This window comes from Pseudomonas sp. NFACC08-1 (assembly GCF_900106735.1).
Lineage (GTDB): Bacteria > Pseudomonadota > Gammaproteobacteria > Pseudomonadales > Pseudomonadaceae > Aquipseudomonas > Aquipseudomonas fluorescens_Q.
Map to the genome: position 1 here is coordinate 102,415 of NZ_FNNL01000001.1, position 17,250 is coordinate 119,664.

General features: G+C 58.2%; 17 protein-coding genes. 13 read left to right on the forward strand and 4 right to left on the reverse strand.

Annotation, left to right across the window (positions count from 1 at the left end):
• Window positions 1-31 precede the first annotated feature (31 nt).
• Window positions 32-319 (forward strand): DUF2782 domain-containing protein, encoded by a 288-nt coding sequence (locus BLU76_RS00485; protein WP_025211087.1) that lies wholly within the window; start codon window positions 32-34, stop codon window positions 317-319.
• A 59-nt stretch (window positions 320-378) separates the two neighbouring features.
• The gene (locus tag BLU76_RS00490) at window positions 379-1,329 is read left to right on the forward strand and encodes a homoserine kinase (RefSeq protein ID WP_092148926.1); all 951 of its coding nucleotides are present in this window, start codon (window positions 379-381) and stop codon (window positions 1,327-1,329) included.
• Window positions 1,330-1,494: 165 nt separating this feature from the next.
• Here the strand turns inward: BLU76_RS00490 and znuA are convergent, their stop codons facing one another.
• Window positions 1,495-2,424, reverse strand: coding sequence for a zinc ABC transporter substrate-binding protein ZnuA (gene znuA / locus BLU76_RS00495; RefSeq protein WP_092221055.1), 930 nt, complete (start codon window positions 2,422-2,424; stop codon window positions 1,495-1,497).
• Between the two features lie 66 nt (window positions 2,425-2,490).
• Here znuA and zur point away from each other — a divergent pair, with 66 nt between their 5' ends.
• From zur to BLU76_RS00515, 4 genes are read left to right on the forward strand one after another with little or no spacing between them, the layout of a single operon-like run.
• Window positions 2,491-2,973, forward strand: a complete 483-nt coding sequence (zur, locus tag BLU76_RS00500) for a zinc uptake transcriptional repressor Zur (protein WP_063323623.1) — start codon at window positions 2,491-2,493, stop codon at window positions 2,971-2,973.
• Window positions 2,973-3,755 carry a zinc ABC transporter ATP-binding protein ZnuC gene (gene znuC, locus BLU76_RS00505; protein WP_063323624.1) on the forward strand — a complete coding sequence of 261 codons (783 nt, stop codon included), beginning with the start codon at window positions 2,973-2,975 and terminating at the stop codon, window positions 3,753-3,755. Before zur ends, znuC begins: the two co-directional genes overlap by 1 nt.
• Window positions 3,748-4,536, forward strand: a complete 789-nt coding sequence (gene znuB, locus BLU76_RS00510) for a zinc ABC transporter permease subunit ZnuB (RefSeq protein ID WP_003196213.1) — start codon at window positions 3,748-3,750, stop codon at window positions 4,534-4,536. The genes znuC and znuB overlap by 8 nt, the downstream gene beginning before the upstream one ends.
• Before the next feature lie 37 nt (window positions 4,537-4,573).
• Window positions 4,574-5,287: a PA5502 family lipoprotein gene (locus BLU76_RS00515; RefSeq protein ID WP_092221057.1), complete on the forward strand. Its 714-nt coding sequence runs from the start codon at window positions 4,574-4,576 to the stop codon at window positions 5,285-5,287.
• A gap of 101 nt (window positions 5,288-5,388) precedes the next feature.
• Here the strand turns inward: BLU76_RS00515 and katE are convergent, their stop codons facing one another.
• The gene (gene katE / locus BLU76_RS00520; protein WP_092148936.1) at window positions 5,389-7,527 is read right to left on the reverse strand and encodes a catalase HPII; all 2,139 of its coding nucleotides are present in this window, start codon (window positions 7,525-7,527) and stop codon (window positions 5,389-5,391) included.
• 264 nt (window positions 7,528-7,791) lie between these two features.
• Between katE and BLU76_RS00525 the strand changes: the two genes are divergently transcribed.
• The 4 genes from BLU76_RS00525 (at window position 7,792) to BLU76_RS00540 (ending at window position 12,436) form a co-directional block, all read left to right on the forward strand.
• Window positions 7,792-8,799, forward strand: coding sequence for a methionine ABC transporter ATP-binding protein (locus BLU76_RS00525; RefSeq protein WP_063323627.1), 1,008 nt, complete (start codon window positions 7,792-7,794; stop codon window positions 8,797-8,799).
• Window positions 8,799-9,473, forward strand: coding sequence for a methionine ABC transporter permease (locus tag BLU76_RS00530; RefSeq protein WP_003196204.1), 675 nt, complete (start codon window positions 8,799-8,801; stop codon window positions 9,471-9,473). The genes BLU76_RS00525 and BLU76_RS00530 overlap by 1 nt, the downstream gene beginning before the upstream one ends.
• 79 nt (window positions 9,474-9,552) lie before the next feature.
• The gene (locus BLU76_RS00535) at window positions 9,553-10,326 is read left to right on the forward strand and encodes a MetQ/NlpA family ABC transporter substrate-binding protein (protein ID WP_092221060.1); all 774 of its coding nucleotides are present in this window, start codon (window positions 9,553-9,555) and stop codon (window positions 10,324-10,326) included.
• 373 nt (window positions 10,327-10,699) lie between these two features.
• Window positions 10,700-12,436 carry an ATP-dependent nuclease gene (locus tag BLU76_RS00540; protein WP_092221063.1) on the forward strand — a complete coding sequence of 579 codons (1,737 nt, stop codon included), beginning with the start codon at window positions 10,700-10,702 and terminating at the stop codon, window positions 12,434-12,436.
• 146 nt (window positions 12,437-12,582) lie between these two features.
• On the opposite strand, the gene BLU76_RS00545 is transcribed toward BLU76_RS00540, so the two are convergent.
• Window positions 12,583-12,942, reverse strand: a complete 360-nt coding sequence (locus BLU76_RS00545) for a DUF6124 family protein (RefSeq protein WP_072343771.1) — start codon at window positions 12,940-12,942, stop codon at window positions 12,583-12,585.
• A gap of 691 nt (window positions 12,943-13,633) precedes the next feature.
• Between BLU76_RS00545 and BLU76_RS00550 the strand changes: the two genes are divergently transcribed.
• The gene (locus BLU76_RS00550) at window positions 13,634-14,008 is read left to right on the forward strand and encodes a lysozyme inhibitor LprI family protein (protein WP_083569132.1); all 375 of its coding nucleotides are present in this window, start codon (window positions 13,634-13,636) and stop codon (window positions 14,006-14,008) included.
• A gap of 149 nt (window positions 14,009-14,157) precedes the next feature.
• Here BLU76_RS00550 and BLU76_RS00555 read toward each other — a convergent pair whose 3' ends face one another.
• Window positions 14,158-14,853 (reverse strand): glutathione S-transferase, encoded by a 696-nt coding sequence (locus BLU76_RS00555; RefSeq protein ID WP_092148944.1) that lies wholly within the window; start codon window positions 14,851-14,853, stop codon window positions 14,158-14,160.
• Window positions 14,854-15,004: 151 nt separating this feature from the next.
• On the opposite strand from BLU76_RS00555, the gene BLU76_RS00560 reads away from it, so the two are divergent.
• Together BLU76_RS00560 and BLU76_RS00565 are read left to right on the forward strand one after the other, a co-directional pair.
• Window positions 15,005-15,568, forward strand: a complete 564-nt coding sequence (locus BLU76_RS00560; protein ID WP_092221066.1) for a TetR/AcrR family transcriptional regulator — start codon at window positions 15,005-15,007, stop codon at window positions 15,566-15,568.
• 210 nt (window positions 15,569-15,778) lie between these two features.
• A complete protein-coding gene (locus BLU76_RS00565) occupies window positions 15,779-16,903 on the forward strand; it encodes a GGDEF domain-containing protein (protein ID WP_092221069.1) in 1,125 nt (374 codons plus the stop codon).
• Window positions 16,904-17,250: the final 347 nt, after the last annotated feature.

Here is a 17,250-nt window from a genome sequence, read left to right on the forward strand (position 1 = left end):
GGACCGTTGACGACAAAGGGACAAGGTTATCATGCGTACACTAAATCGCCTGTTACTGGCTGGCTTGTTTGCAATCACCCCGTTGGCCGTCATGGCGGCGGACGACGCACCCTCGGCGGACCCGGATGTCACCATCCGCACCGAAGGCGATAAAACCATTCAGGAGTACCGGCAAAACGGCTTTTTGTACGCGATCAAGGTCACGCCCAAGAACGGCAAGCCTTATTTCCTGGTGCGGGCCGACGGCAGCGATGCAAACTTCATCCGTTCGGATCAGCCGGATATGCTGATTCCGTCGTGGAAAATCTTTGAGTGGTAATACCGCTCTGCACTTCAACCGGCGCCCGCTGAAGGGCGCCCGTACTGGCAGTTTTAACCATGTCTGTGTTCACGCCCCTGGCTCGGCCCGAGCTGGAAACCTTTCTTGCCCCTTATGGGCTTGGCCGCCTGCTTGATTTCCAGGGGATCGCCGCCGGCAGCGAAAACACCAATTTCTTTATCAGCCTGGAGCAGGGCGAATTCGTCCTGACCCTGGTCGAACGCGGTCCGGTGCAGGAAATGCCGTTCTTCATCGAACTGCTGGACGTGCTGCATGACGCCGACCTGCCGGTGCCTTACGCCTTGCGCACCACCGACGGCGTCGCGCTGCGGGAACTGGCGGGCAAGCCGGCGCTGCTGCAACCGCGCCTGGCCGGCAAGCACATCAAGCAGGCCAACACCCAGCACTGCGCCCAGGTCGGCGAGCTGCTCGCGCACCTGCACCTGGCAACCCGCGACAACATGATCAAGCGCAAGACCGATCGTGGCCTGGACTGGATGCAGGAGGAGGGCGCCAAGCTGCTCTCGCACCTCGACGCCGAGCCGCGTCGGCTGCTCGAAGCGGCGCTGGATGAAATCTCGTTGCAGAAAGTCGGCATCCTGGCGCTGCCGCGCGCCAACATCCACGCCGATCTGTTCCGCGACAACGCGATGTTCGAAGGCACGCACCTGACCGGGCTGATCGACTTCTACAACGCCTGCTCGGGGCCAATGCTGTATGACGTCGCCATTGCCTTGAACGACTGGTGCTCGGACGACAACGGCGCGCTCGACGGACCCAGGGCGCGAGCGCTGCTGGGCGCCTATGCGACGCTGCGACCGTTTACCGCCGCTGAGGCGCAACTGTGGCCGACCATGCTGCGCGTGGCGTGCGTGCGGTTCTGGCTGTCGCGGTTGATCGCTGCTGAATCCTTTGCCGGGCAGGATGTGTTGATTCACGATCCGATGGAATTCCAGCAGCGCTTGGCGCAGCGGCAGACGGTTCACGCGTTGCTGCCGTTCGCCCTCTAAGTACCCATGGAAGGTCTTCGCCGAACGCTGCTTTTGTGGCGAGGGAGCTTGCTCCCGCTCGGTTGCGCAGCGACCGCAAGATCTTGGGGCTGCTGCGCACCCCAGCGGGAGCAAGCTCCCTCGCCACATAGGATCCATGTTCGGCAGGAGAGAGCGGGGCTGGGGTTATAGCGACTCCAGGCACCCCGCCAGATCATTGCCCAACTTCTCCAACAACTGCTCATATCCCTGCGCCGTCGCCGGGGTATAGCCGCCCAGTGCATCGAGCTCCGCCAGCTTCACCGGCAACCCGGCCACCAGGGTTTCGGCCAGGCGCGGGCGCAGGGGCGGTTCGCTGAACACACAGGTCTTGCCCACGGCCTGCAAGCGCGTGCGCATTGCCGCCACATGCTGGGCACCAGGCTGGACTTCGGCGGCCACGGCGAACACCCCAGCGTGCTTGAGGCCGTAGTTGTCTTCGAAATAGTCGAACGCCTCGTGGAAGACGAAATACGGCTTGCCCGCGACCCCGGCCAGGCGCGCCTTGAGACGTGTGTCCAAAGCATCGAGACGCTGGTTGAAGCCCTTGAGGTTGCTTTGATAACGGGCCGCGTTGGCCGGATCCGCCGCGCTCAGGTCGGCCGTCATTTTGGCGGCGATCACCCGCGCATTGAGCGGCGAGAGCCACAAGTGGGCATCCACGGTGCCGGGGCGATGGTCGTGATCGTGTTCGTCGCCGTCATGGTCATCGTCCTCGTGGGACGCGCTGTCCTGGGCGAAGTGACGCAACTTGAGCCCCGGCAAATCCTGGATGGCGACGGAGGGCAGCGTGCGACCGTTGAGCACCCGCGGGAGAAAGCCTTCCATATCGGGGCCGATCCAATAAAGCAGGTCCACCGACTGCACCTTGCGAACATCCGATGGCCGCAACGCATAGTGATGCGGCGAAGCCCCTGGCGGCAGCAACACCTCTGGAACGGCTACGCCATCCTGCACAGCGGCGGCAATCAGTTGCAACGGCTTGATGCTGGTGAGCACCTTGACCTCGGCCTGGGCCGGGCCAATCAGTAGAAAACTTGCGACAAAAGCGACAAAGAGCGAAAAAAATCGGGACACGATGACCACTCGTAGAGGCGAGAACGGGTAACATAATAACGTCTCTCACTAAACTCGTCGCTGCCCATGCCTATTACACCCCTTGCCAGTCGCCCCCACGATCACTCCCACTGCGTGCACAGCGCGCTGTCCGAGGCCGACGCCATCTGCGCGCGCCAAGGGTTGCGCCTGACCGCCCTGCGTCGGCGCGTGCTGGAATTGGTCTGGCAAAGCCACAAGCCACTGGGCGCCTACGACATCCTCGCCGTGCTCAGCGAGCAGGACGGCCGCCGCGCCGCACCGCCGACGGTCTACCGGGCGCTGGATTTCCTCTTGGAAAACGGCCTGGTGCATCGCATTTCGTCGCTGAACGCCTTCGTCGGCTGCAACCACCCGGAGCACGCCCACCAAGGCCAGTTCCTGATCTGCCGGCAATGCCACGCCGCCATCGAGCTGGAACAGAAGTCCATCAGCGATGCCATCATCGCCAGCGCCAAGGACGTCGGCTTCGTGGTCGACACCCAGACCGTCGAGGTGGTCGGTCTCTGCTCCGGCTGCCAGGGGGCCTGATGAGCAATGCGTTGATCCGCCTCGAACAGGTGGCCGTGACGTTCGCCGGGCAGAGCGTGCTGGACAACATCCACCTGAGCGTCGAGCCGGGGCAGATCGTGACCTTGATCGGCCCCAACGGCGCCGGCAAGACCACCCTGGTGCGCGCCGTGCTGGGCTTGCTCAAGCCCGACAGCGGCAGCGTCTGGCGCAAGCCCAGGTTGCGCGTCGGCTATATGCCGCAAAAACTTCACGTCGATCCGACGCTGCCGCTGTCCGTGCTGCGCTTCCTGCGCCTGGTGCCGGGCGTGGACCGCGCCCGGGCCTTGGCCGCGCTCAACGAAGTCGGCGCCGAACAGGTGATCGACAGCCCGGTGCAAAGCGTCTCCGGCGGCGAGATGCAGCGCGTATTGCTGGCTCGCGCCCTGCTGCGCGAGCCTGAGCTGCTGGTGCTCGACGAGCCGGTGCAAGGCGTCGATGTGGCGGGGCAGGCCGAGCTGTACAGCCTGATCACGCGCCTGCGCGACCGCCACGGCTGCGGCGTGCTGATGGTCTCCCACGACCTGCACTTGGTGATGAGCACCACCGACCAGGTGGTCTGCCTCAATCGCCACGTATGCTGTTCCGGGCATCCCGAGCAAGTCAGTGGCGATCCGGCTTTCGTCGAGTTATTCGGAAAAAACGCACAAAGCCTGGCGATTTATCACCATCACCATGACCACGCCCATGACCTGCATGGCTCGGTGGTCAGCGCCCCTTCCGCTTCCAATCATGTTCATGGAGATGGCTGCAAGCATGGCTGATTTTCTGTTGTACGCCCTGCTCGCAGGCTTGGCACTCGCCCTGGTAGCCGGCCCCTTGGGTTCGTTCGTGGTCTGGCGGCGCATGGCCTATTTCGGCGACACCTTGTCCCACGCGGCGTTGCTCGGCGTGGCCTTGGGGTTTCTGCTGGACGTCAGCCCGGCGGTGGCGGTGACCGTTGGCTGCCTGTTGCTGGCGGTGGTACTGGTGACCTTGCAACACCGCCAACCGCTGGCGTCCGACACGCTGCTGGGTATTTTGGCGCCGAGCACCCTGTCCCTCGGGCTGGTGGTACTAAGCTTCATGCATGACGTGCGGATTGACCTGATGGCCTATCTGTTCGGCGACCTGTTGGCGATCAGTCCGACGGACCTGTCGTGGATCCTCGGCGGTAGCGCCGCGGTGCTGCTGTTGCTGGTGGCACTCTGGCGTCCCTTGCTGGCCGTCACCGTGCACGAGGAACTGGCCCGGGTAGAAGGCCTGCCTGTGCTGGGGTTGCGACTGGCACTAATGCTGCTGATTGCGGTGGTCATCGCGGTGGCGATGAAAATCGTCGGGGTGTTGCTGATTACGTCATTGCTGATCATCCCGGCGGCTGCGGCACAGCGTCACGCCCGCTCACCCGAGCAAATGGCCCTGGGCGCGAGCCTGCTGGGAATGCTCGCGGTGTGTGGCGGCCTGGCACTTTCCTGGTTCAAGGACACTCCGGCCGGCCCATCGATCGTGGTCAGCGCCGCCGCGCTGTTTCTGCTGAGTTTTGTCCTACCTCGTCGAGGGGTGTAGACTTGCTCGCTTTTTGCGCAAATAGAGAGTCGCAGGAATGAAGCCGTTCGCCTCCCGTTATCTGCTCCTTGTCGCGTTTTCCCTGCTGCTGGGCGCGTGCCAGAGTACGCCGCCGGTCACCGAGGCTCCCGATACCCGGGGCCCGGCCATCGCGCAGCTCGAGCAAAGCCTTGCCAGCAATGAGCTGGCCACCGCCGAAGACCAGTTGGCCGCCTTGCAAGCCCAGTCACCCGAAGACCGGTCGCTGGAACCCTATCAGCGGCAACTGGCCGAGGCGTATTTGCGCCGCAGCCAGATCGATCTGCAAAAAGGCGATGTCAACGCCGCCGCCACCGCCCTGAGCCGTGCCCGAGCCTTGATGCCCAAGGCCCCAGCGCTCACTGGCGAGGTCAACAGCGCCATTGCCGAAGCCCGCAAGGCCGACCTGGATAAAGCCGAGGCCGACCTCAAGGCCGCCGAAGCCAAACCGGTCGCCAAAGTGATCGACCCGAGCGCCCCCAGTACCACAGTTGCGCTCAACCTAGCCGATATACAGCAAATGCGTCGGCAACTGGATGCCATCGCCGCCGACGTGGTGAATTATCAGTGTGACGTCACCATCCAGGCGCCGCGCACCGATGATTATCCGTGGTTGGCGACGTTGCTGACCAAGCGGGTCAAGAAACTGGACCCGGGGTTTGATTTGAAGCTGCAAAAGCAGATTTTGCGCAGTGTGCCGGCACAGATGGTGCTGACACCGCATAAGCCCTAAAAAGCATCGTCGGAACGCCGCCCGGAGCAAGCTCGCTCCCACAGGGACCCCATGTGGAGCGAGCTTGCTCGCGATAGCGCCCTACCAGACAGCAAATCTCTTTAGGCTGGAACCGCCTTAGCCTTAGCCTCCCGCGCCCAGACCCGATGCTGAGCAATCGCCGCGAAAAACCGCGAAAAACCGCTCGTATCCGCATCTTCGATCAACCCCGCATCCACCTCCAGCTTCAACTCCACCAACAACTGCCGGGCCTCACCATGAAGCCCAATGGCTTTCAGATGCTTGTAGGCCTCCAGCACGTAATGCAACGCCACGCCGTCGCGACTCAAAGCCTTGATCGACTCCGCCCCACCCGGCACGAACACCGCGTCAAAGGCAATCGACGGCAACCCCTCCATGGACGCATCCACCGCCAGCGTTTTCCCATCGGCCGTGGTCACTGGTGCGGAAGTCGGCCCCAGCACTTTGGCGTGGGCGCCCTCGGCCTTCAGCGCCTTCTTGAGGGCATCGATGATCGCTGCATCGACACCGTTAGCCACCAGCACCGCCACTTTTCGCGTCTTGATGTCCCCAGACAGCAGGTTCGCCTGGCTCAAGGCCGGAGACTGCTCCAGCGACGGCGTTGGCACATCGACGGTGCCCGCGGTAGGCGCCGGCAACCCGAGGTTCTTCGCCACTCGCCCGGCCAGTTCCAGATCGATATTGGCGAGGATCTCATTGACCTGCCGCGCCCGGATGAACTCACGCTCCACCTTGCCCAGCTCGAAACTATAAGCCGCGATGATGTGCTCTTTTTCATGGGCGCTCATGCTTCTGTAGAACAGCCGCGCCTGGGAGAAATGGTCGGCGAACGAATCGCTGCGTTGGCGGATCTTGTAGGCATCGATGCGCTCCGGATAACTCTCGAAGCCACCGTCTTCCGGGCCAGGCGGGGTTTCCTTCGGCCAGCCACCGTCGATGGAGTTCGGCTCGTAGGATGCACGTCCCTTGTCGATGGTGGTGCGGTGCATAGCATCCCGTTGGCCGTTGTGTACCGGGGTGATCGCCCGGTTGATCGGCAGCTCATGAAAATTCGGCCCACCGAGTCGGCTGATCTGCGTATCGGTGTAGGAAAACAGCCGCCCTTGCAGCAACGGGTCGTTGGAAAAGTCGATACCCGGCACGATATGCCCGGGGCAGAAGGCGATTTGCTCGACCTCGGCAAAGAAGTTGTCCGGGTTACGGTTGAGCACCATCTTGCCCAGGGGCGTGATGGGCACCAGCTCTTCAGGGATGATTTTGGTCGGGTCGAGCAGGTCGAAGTCAAACTTATGCTCGTCCTCCTCGGCGACGATCTGCACGCCGAATTCCCATTCCGGGTAGTCGCCCATCTCGATCGACTCCCAGAGATCGCGACGGTGATAGTCCGTATCTTTGCCCGCCAGTTTCTGGGCTTCGTCCCATACCAACGAGCAGGTGCCAACCGTAGGGCGCCAGTGGAATTTGACGAAGCTGCTTTTGCCTTCGGCGTTGATCATGCGGAAGGTATGCACCCCAAAACCCTGCATGGTGCGTAGGCTTTTTGGAATGGCCCGGTCAGACATCGCCCAGATCACCATATGAGCCGATTCCGGCACCAGCGAGACAAAATCCCAGAACGTGTCGTGGGCCGAGCCGCCTGTAGGAATTTCGTTATGGGGCTCGGGTTTTACCGCGTGGACAAAATCCGGAAACTTTACCGCGTCCTGAATGAAAAACACCGGCATGTTGTTGCCCACCAGGTCGAAGTTGCCTTCGTCGGTGAAGAACTTCACCGCGAAGCCGCGCACGTCCCGCACGGTGTCGCCGGAGCCGCGTGGGCCTTGCACAGTGGAAAAACGCACGAACACAGGGGTTTTCTTGCTCGGGTCTTGTAGGAAACCGGCCTTGGTCAATGCCGAATGCGCATCGTAGCTCTGAAAATAACCATGGGCGCCGGTCCCGCGGGCGTGGACGATGCGTTCCGGAATGCGTTCATGGTCAAAGTGCGTGATTTTTTCACGCATGATGAAATCTTCCAGCAGCGAAGGTCCGCGGGGGCCGGCGCGCAGGGTGTTCTGGTTATCGGCGATCTTCACGCCCTGGTTGGTGCGCAACGCCTGTTCGGTAGCGTCGGAGCGAAACTGTTCCAGGCTCTCGAGCTTGGCGTTGGTGTTGCCGCGATCCAGCGTGTCGGTCCCGGCCAGTTGGCTCTTGTTGACCGTGGGCTTTTTGATACTCATCAGGCATGACTCCTCTTTGCGTTCCTCGCCGGGGCCAGGAATCTGAGTTCGATACCGCAGGTGCATGACCCCGGCATTTCGAGTGGCTTAATGAGTGACCGATGCCGTTTGGCCGTGTTCCTTTTTTTATGGCCTTTGATCGCGTTATTGCCAAATGACAGGTCTGATCGCAAATAAATGCTAAGAACCTCTATACGGACAGGCTAAAATGCGCGCCCGGCTAACCGCTGATCCTTTTCCAACGCGCCCCACAAGGTTCGCTACGTGATCGAGTTTCAAGACGTCCATAAAACCTACCGAGTCGCCGGTAGGGATATCCCCGCCCTGCATCCGACCAGTCTGACGATTGAGAACGGTCAGGTCTTCGGCCTGATTGGCCATTCCGGTGCGGGAAAAAGTACCTTGCTGCGCCTGATCAATCGCCTGGAAGATTCCACAGGCGGCAAGATCATCGTCGACGGCGAGGAAGTCACCGCCCTGGACGCCAGCGGCCTGCGCCGCTTCCGCCAGCAAGTCGGGATGATTTTCCAGCACTTCAACCTGCTGGCGTCCAAGACCGTGGCCGACAACGTGGCGCTGCCACTGACGCTGGCCGGCGAATTGTCCCGCAGCGAAATCGACCAGCGCGTCGCCGAGTTGCTGGCGCGGGTGGGCCTGTCCGACCACGCCAGGAAATACCCGGCGCAACTGTCCGGCGGCCAGAAGCAGCGCGTCGGCATCGCCCGCGCCCTGGCGACCAAACCCAAGATTTTGCTGTGCGACGAGGCCACCAGCGCCCTCGACCCGCAGACCACCGCCTCGGTGCTGCAACTGCTGGCGGAAATCAACCGCGAGCTGAAACTGACCATCGTGCTGATTACCCATGAAATGGACGTGATCCGCCGGGTTTGCGATCAAGTGGCGGTGATGGATGCCGGCGTGATCGTCGAGCAAGGCCCGGTGGCCGAGGTGTTCCTGCATCCCAAGCACCCGACCACCAAGCGTTTCGTCCAGGAAGACGAGCAGATCGACGAAAGCGAACAGCGCGACGACTTCGCCCACGTGCCCGGGCGCATCGTGCGTCTGACGTTCCAGGGCGACGCGACCTACGCGCCATTGCTCGGCACCGTCGCCCGGGAAACCGGCGTGGACTACAGCATCCTGGCCGGTCGTATCGACCGCATCAAAGACACCCCCTACGGGCAACTGACCCTCGCCATCACCGGCGGTGACATGGAGGCGGCGTTCGCCCGCTTCACCGCGGCCGATGTCCACATGGAGGTGCTGCGCTAATGGAACTGTTGAGTTCGTTCTTCTCCAACATCGACTGGCTGGAAATCTGGCTGGCCACCGGCGACACCTTCCTGATGCTGTTCGGTTCGCTGCTGTTCACCGTGCTGCTCGGCCTGCCCCTGGGCGTGTTGCTGTTCCTCTGCAGCCCGCGCCAGTTGCTCGAAGCCCGCGGCGTGTATGCGCTGCTGTCGCTGATCGTGAACATCCTGCGTTCGCTGCCGTTCATCATCCTGTTGATCGTGATGATCCCGTTCACGGTATTGATCACCGGCACCTCCCTGGGCGTGGCCGGCGCGATCCCACCACTGGTGGTCGGCGCCACACCGTTCTTCGCCCGCCTGGTGGAAACGGCCCTGCGCGAAGTCGACCGCGGCATCATCGAAGCGACCCAGGCCATGGGCGCCACCACGCGGCAGATCATCGTCAATGCCTTGCTGCCGGAAGCCCGTCCAGGCATTTTTGCAGCGATTACGGTGACAGCGATTACGCTGGTGTCCTACACGGCCATGGCCGGTGTGGTCGGCGCCGGTGGTTTGGGTGACCTGGCGATCCGCTTCGGCTACCAGCGTTTCCAGACCGACGTCATGGTGGTCACGGTGGTGTTGCTGCTGGTGCTGGTCCAGGTGCTGCAAACCGTGGGCGACAAACTGGTTGTACATTTTTCTAGAAAATAAGGCCTCGCGGCCAATAAACCATGAGCCGGCCATTCGCTGGCAGGCGCCAAGAGCAGGCGCCTCAAAAGGAGTTAGCTGAATGAAAAAACTACTGGTTGCCTTCGCTGCCGCCGCAGCGTTTTCCGCCCACGCCGCCGACACCCTGACCGTCGCGGCCACACCGGTACCGCACGCGGAAATCCTCGAATTCGTCAAACCGGCATTGGCCAAAGAAGGCGTCGACCTGAAGGTCAAGGTCTTCACCGACTACATCCAGCCGAACGTACAAGTTGCGGAAAAGCGCCTGGACGCCAACTTCTTCCAGCACCAGCCGTACCTGGATGAATTCAACAAGGCCAAGGGCACCCACCTGGTGAGCGTGGCCGGTGTGCACCTGGAACCCCTGGGCGCGTACTCCAGCAAGTACAAGGCACTGACAGAATTGCCAGGCGGCGCCAACGTGGTGATCCCGAACGACGCCACCAACGGCGGCCGTGCGCTGTTGCTGCTGGCGAAGGCTGGGGTGATCAAGTTGAAGGATTCGAACAACATCCTGTCGACCACCAAGGACATCGTTGAGAACCCGAAGGACCTGAAATTCCGTGAACTGGAAGCGGCGACCATTCCGCGAGTGCTGACCCAGGTGGACCTGGCGTTGATCAATACCAACTATGCGTTGGAGGCGAAGCTTGACCCTTCCAAGGATGCACTGGTTATCGAAGGTAACGACTCGCCGTATGTGAATATTCTGGTGGCTCGTGAGGATGACAAGGACAGTGAGGCGATGAAGAAGCTGGTTGCGGCGCTGCACACGCCGGAAGTGAAGGCTTTTATTCTTGAGAAGTACAAAGGCGCGGTTTTGCCGGCGTTTTGAGCTGATTAGGTGGTGAAAAAACGGGGCTGCGTGGGAATGCAGGCCCGTTTTTTGTGCCTAAAAAATCAACGACCCCGTGGCGAATGCTTCTACTCGTTCGAAAGAAGAGATTAATCAGTCGTGGTATTTAGTTTCTATGTCCCACTAGGGCCGGCAATCGGCCAAGATCTGAGGGCTACATCTAGACAAACTTCGGCTATAGATACCTTCCATGAAAGGCAGCTCACGACTCAAAGTATTGACCAAAAAGAAGGTAGACACCGTAATGGCAAATCGAGAGAGGAAAAGACATTAATAAAAATAAACTCGATCTCTTTGCCCTATTTTCATTATTAAAAACAACGCCAAATTACGCGCAGACGACAAGGACAATATGTACAAGTACAGTATTGAAGAAGTTTGCTTTTCGGATGGAACCAGCATCACCCCTGGCTCGCTAACAGTGATCGTAGGACCGAACAACTCCGGGAAAAGTCGGGCTTTACGTGATATCGAAAACCTTGTAACAGGGGGAACAAGGTCGCAGGTGGTTGTCACCGGTCTGAAACACTCAACCCCTCACAATGTTCAAGAATTTAGAGACGCATACAACATCCAAACACACACTGATGTGCACAGTAACGTCTTTTTCCGTAGCTTATCGTCGACTTTGACAACACAACACAACATACATGTTGGTCCCGATTGGGAAAAAAACCTCGAGTACGCCCTTTCGACACGGACTGAGGACGGGGAAAAAATGTTCGCGTCTTGGTTTGGGAATATGTTCGTATCAATGTTCTCAACGGAAGATCGCCTGAAGCTTGTCAAGGAGTCGGACAGTGCAGAACGAGGATATACTGAGAACCTGCTCCAAGCCTTTTATACAGAAGGTATCGCAGCTGAAGAGCGCGTAAGAACAATCGTACGCGAGGCGTTTAAGAAGGACATACGTCTTGACTTCTCCTCGCTCCGAAAAATTCTCCTGCGTATTGGCGATGATCTATCTTCCGCTCCGGTAGACGCCAGAGAAGCATTGGGATACTACGAGCATGTTGACAAGCTCGATGATCAAGGCGACGGCATACGTAGCTTCGTTGCTACCATTTTGACCTTGCTGGTGGGGAAACGCCCCGTACTGTTACTCGATGAACCTGAAGCATTCCTCCATCCTCCCCAAGCTTTCCGCCTTGGCGAGGTAATTGCCAAGCAAGCAGATGCCGATCGGCAGGTCATTGTAGCAACACATAGCTCAGAACTACTGCGAGGAATTCTGAGCCAACGTCGCGACGTATCCATCATTCGAGTAAATAGGGTAGGCGATAGAAGTGAAATTAAAATATTATCTAGTGAAGGAGTCGCTTCTTTTTCTAGTGACCCTTTGCTGTCTTCAACACGAATACTCGACGGACTTTTCTATAAGGGCGCAATCATTGTCGAGGCAGACGCCGACTCTGTTTTTTATCAACGCATAGGAAGACGGTTGGTCGACGCTGACAGCTTCCACGTAGCCCACGCTCACAACAAACAAACTGTTGCAAAAGTTCTTAGCCCGTATCGATCTCTTGGCGTCCAATACGCCGCCATAGTCGACTTCGATGTAATTCGTGTTAGGGCTGAATTCAACGCACTTATAAAGCAGTTCAATTTCGACACTATCCAAAAAAACAAATTGGAAGAGTTAAGAGCCTTGATCGTCAATCACATTGAGCGCGTCCCCTCGGGCGAGCTACTAACTAGCGTTATAGGTTTGCTCAAGAATGAAATTGACGCTATTGAGTCCGACTCACGCGACGATGATTTAAAATTGAGCAGTTTGTTGGGCACTTTAAAAAGAGTCCGAGAAAGTGGTTCAGCTTGGAAGCCATACAAGAAGTCTGGGCGAGCGGCCTTAGAGGAAAAAATACAACTAGTTTTTGATGAGCTCTGCCAAATCTGTGCGAGTAGAGGTCTTTTTATCGTTCCTGTTGGCGAGTTGGAAGGCTGGCTAACGGATTACGGTCTAGCTCACACATCAAATAAATCTAAATGGATTGTTGATGCACTTGAACTCATGCCTGAGCTTGAGCCCGATTTGAAAGGAGGGCCATGGTCGTTCTTATCTTCTGTACACTCTTACCTCGGAAGATAATCAATGAATAACGCTTTAGGCAATTACTCCCCGGCATTCCACACTCCTCGTAAATCACTGTCCTTTGGATGAGCGTAGAAGTAGCGAATATGGAAAAGCAAACTCGACACAAGATGCCGAGTTTGCTTATTTAGAATGCTTACCTGCTAACGCGGATCAACGTTATCCAACACCCGATTCGCCAGCAATGAACTCAATTCGATCAATTGCTGTATACCGAGAGCAATATGACGGCGAGGGCCTTCCAGGTCGAAGGCCAGGTTACTGACCATCGCGTCGGCTGCCGCCAGGGTTTCGCTGAGGTTGGCGAGAAGGGATTCGTTGTCGGCGTTTTTTGCGACAGTGAAGAGTTGGCCCGGTTGGGACGCATCTTCGGATTTTTCCGGTTTTGGTAGCAGGTAGTGATCCAAGACGCGTTTGGTGGCTTCGTCGTGCTTTTTGGCTTTGGATTTGATGTGCGGTGGGGCTTGGTCCGTTTCCGGAGGGTTTGGAGTTATTTTGAACATAAGCTGGAATCCTCGAGTTAGGCCGCGACCTCTTCCCTACTAAAAGAAGGGTGGCGGCTGTACGCAGGTTAGTAGACCGGGGATTCCAGCATTGCCGGCGCGCCGAAGCGCCCTGCGCACAGCCACCATCAAGGACAGGAATTGGAACACCTGCCTGAGTGGAGAGCTCATGCATCTTGCGGAAAACCTCGGGCTACTAAACCCGACCACTGATGGGCAGTGGCAGGGAAACGATAGAACCCGGGGACAAGGCGCACAAGCGGGCGGATTCTGGCGTAGTTGTAGGCAAAGGCGCAAGGTTGGGTAGCCGGGTGGAAGGGTTGTGGTTGGAGGATAAACAGGTGGCGTTTATTACCTGTAGTTCGGGGATAGAGGGGTGCTTGCGAATGGGCGGAGTGGCTGGCGGGGTTGGTCTGTAGGAATGTGTTTGGCTGGTTTGGGGCTGCTGCGCAGCCCAGCGGGAGCAAGCTCCCTCGCCACGGGGATTGGGGGGTAGAGGAAGTAGGGGCAGTCGCATCCGCGGGAGCGATGCAGCCTTTTTCAGCAATCACTTGCTCCCGCCCCCCTATCAGCATTTGCCCCTTGTTCGGGCCGAATGAACCCTAGGATCTGCTTCATTGTTCTACAACCCCCATGATAAATTCCCCGCCGCGACCTCTAATCAATAGAGGGCATTCAGGGAGAGAAGTAAGTGATCAAGTCTTTGTTGGTTGGGACATTGCTGGCAATGGCATCAGCATCGGCATCTGCGATGAGTTGCGATAATCCTAGAAACGCCTATGACAGGACCTATTGCGCGTCGCTGAAAATGGTTCAGTCGGATCAGGAAATCAACGAGCAGTACAAGAAGACCATGAGTGCCCTGAACCCGGATCAAAAGAAAAAAGTGAAAGCTGCTCAGATCCAGTGGATCAAAAATCGTGACAGCGCCTGTTCCAACGATGGCCTGCTCTACCTGGACTGTGCCAATGAGAAGACCGAGGCGCGTATCGTCATACTCAAGGCTGTCGAGCGTGAGTGCCGTGCTGCCGGTTGCGACGACGCCAAGCTGTCGCAAGTCGAGTAACCCGTAGACAACGTTGGGCTTGCAGTCGTATCCCACGAAAAACCCGACGTAAAGCGTCGGGTTTTTCTTTGGTGGGTTCACCTGCTATCGCGGTTCAACTCGCCCTTGCTCCTTCTTTCATGGCTGACGCAGGCTGGTCATGATCAGTGCTACGCAGCACCGCGCTCGACCATGGCACGCCATGCCTGGACGCTGGAGCGTTCCTCCATCCTGGCATGCCATGCTCGAAGCGCCACGCACTCTTCAGGCACGGCGAGTTGCACCAACGAGGCGAAGATCATGCCGCCCAGTACCGCAATGTCGGCCATCGAAAACTTGTCGCCCGCCACAAAGGGCCGGTCTTTGAGAAGGTTGTCGAAATAGTGCATGCCCCTGATCGCCTTATCGCGCATCCGGGCGCCCCACTCGGCATTCTGGTACAGCTCGACATCGGGCCCGAGGCCCGGCGTGGCATGGTGGAAGTACGCGCTGACGGCATCGAGAAACTCGATCTCGGCACGTTTGGTCATCATATGGATGATGCCTTTCTCAACAGCCGTTTGGCCCGTCAACGTCGGATGACCGTCCAGGCTATCCAGGTACTGGGTGATCGCCGTGCACTCGGCGATCCGCGTCCCATCGTTCAGCTCCAGCACGGGCAGTGTCCCGGAGTAATTGATGGCCAGGAACTCGGGTTGCTTGTGCTCGCCGTTCCAGAGATTCACCGGTACGAATTCGATGTTGGGCAGCAATCCTTTTTCCGCCAGCGCAATGCGGACGCGGGCGGGGTAGGGGCCGTTGAACCAATCGTAGATTTTCATCGTAGGAACAGTGGAAACGTCAACGCGCTGCTGTGAAGAAGTCATGATTCAATCACCTGCCTGTCAATTGGTAGGCAAAGATTGAGCCGACACTCAGGTGCTGTCAATCCCCTACCTGTCAATTGGCAGGTAAACGGCTCCGGGCGTAGAATCGCGGTTACCTAAGTGAATAGAAATCTCGAAATGAGGCTGCAACGTGAACGAAAATGCTCGAGAAGCCATCTTGGCGGCAGCGAAATCCGCTGCCCAACTGCACGGTTACAGCGGTATCAATTTCCGTAGCATTGCCGTCCAGGTGGGTATCAAGAACGCCAGCATTTACTACCACTTTCCGAGCAAGGCAGGCCTGGCTGCGGCGGTCGCTGAGCGCTACTGGCAGGACGCGTTGCGAGTGCTTGAAGGGATACGCGCTGCCAATGTCGATCCAAAGAAGTGCCTGCAGCTGTACGCATCCATTTTTCGAAAGTCGCTTGAGGACGGCAACAGGCTTTGTCTGTCCAGCTTCATGGCAGCCGAATACGAAGACCTTCCCGATGAAGTATCGCGAGAGATCAGGGCTTTTGCGGACGTTAACGTGGCGTGGCTCGCCCAGGTACTGGCAGATGCTGGAACAGGTAGCGCAGAAGAATGTGAACGCCGAGCGCGGGCCATTTATACCGCTGTTGCGGGTGCTCAGTTAATTGCGCGGACTCGAGCGGATGTCGGTCTGTTCGATGATTTGATACTGAGCTACCGGGAAGCGGGGTTGATTCCAGCCTGATTGCTCGTTTCTTAGGCTATGACACGGTTGGTCTGTTGGAATGCTTGGGGCTGCTTTGCAGCCCAGCGGGAGCAAGCTCCCTCGCCACGGAGGTTTGCGTTCCTGCATAGCGTTTGGGGATAAATCCCGTCGTCACAGTAATTCAGTTGTTTACGGTAATGGCAGGGTGCCACAATCGTTTTTTTGTTGCGTCATAACCAGGTGGTTCAAATGTATGGCCCAAGATTGCGCAATGGCCAGGATTTTGTAATAGCCGAGCAGGTGCGCACCGACCGATTGCAGCAGCTGTTTCGCCAATCCGTTTCTGCGGTTTTTGGTAGTTACCTCGCTGCCATCATGCTGAGTTGGCTGTGTTGGGATCGTTTTGAGCACGGCGCTATTTTTTGGTGGATGGCCATTCTGACCGCATCGACGCTGTTGCGTATCGCGATGTTCGTTGCCTATTTCCGCAGCGACGAAAGTCAGCGCACGCCTCGACATTGGGAGCGCAAATACTGGGTCACACTGGTGCTATCCGCCAGTATCTGGGGCGGCGGGGCGTTCGTTCTCATGCCGGCGGACGATCTGTTGTCACAGGCGTTGGTCATGCTCTTTACAGTCGGCATGTCCGTCAGTGCGGTGTCCTGCTACTCGGCCTATCGCGATATGACACTGGTCTCCATTGGCGTGGTGCTGTTGCCGTGCACGATCTGGCTGCTGTTTCAACCGTCCCCGATTCAACTCGGCATGGCCCTTTCGATTCTGGTGTTCGCGGCATTTGCGGCCCGCGCCACGCACAAAATGTCCCAGGCACTGGAGATCGCCTTTCGACTCACCCGTGAAATGGAACAGGCGAACAGCATTTCAACCCGCGCCGCTCAAACCGATGAACTGACCGGCCTGAAGAGTCGAAGGGCGTTTTTCGAGCATGCCCAGCAGCTTTACAATGAATGTAAGGCCAAGCGGCAAGGGTTGTGCGCGGTCATGTTGGACATGGATCACTTCAAGCACATCAACGACACCTACGGCCACCAGGTCGGCGATCAGGTTTTGCGCCAGATGGGGGCGGTCATCAGTTCGTCATTTCGGGTAACGGATATCCACGGTAGGCTCGGGGGCGAAGAGTTCGCCATTCTGCTCCCGAACACTTCCATTGAGGTTGCCACCCAGATTGCAGAACGGCTCATCGATACGATTGCGGGCTTGATGGTCGAGCCTGTCCTCTGCATATCAGCCAGCCTCGGCGTCGCGTCGACGGAGGCCTGTAATAAGGATCTTCACAGCTTGATGAACGATGCGGATAAAGCCCTGTATCGGGCGAAGGCGTTGGGGCGTAATCGGGTGGCTGTTGCTTAGTCGGGTTGGATTTGCCCAGCGCGAAACCAAAAAACCGCCAATTCGGCGGTTTTTTACTTTTCCCTGATCCCGCGTTTGATCGTGCCCGCTCTGCGTGGGTATGCATCCCGTGACGCTCTGCGTCACTTTCCAAAAGCGGAACGCGGAGCGTCCCTGGCGGCGTTCCCACGCAGAGCGTGGGAGCGATCGAAACCCATCATTCTGCTTATGAATTTCCCTCTCTTTGAAGGCCTGCAATTGCGCTGGCCCTGCTGATCCCCTAGCAACCTCCTTCCCGTGGCTCACCTCCCAGCTCACCCGGGCTGGCGACATTGCAAAACCAAAAAATAAATTCCCTTTTAGATCAA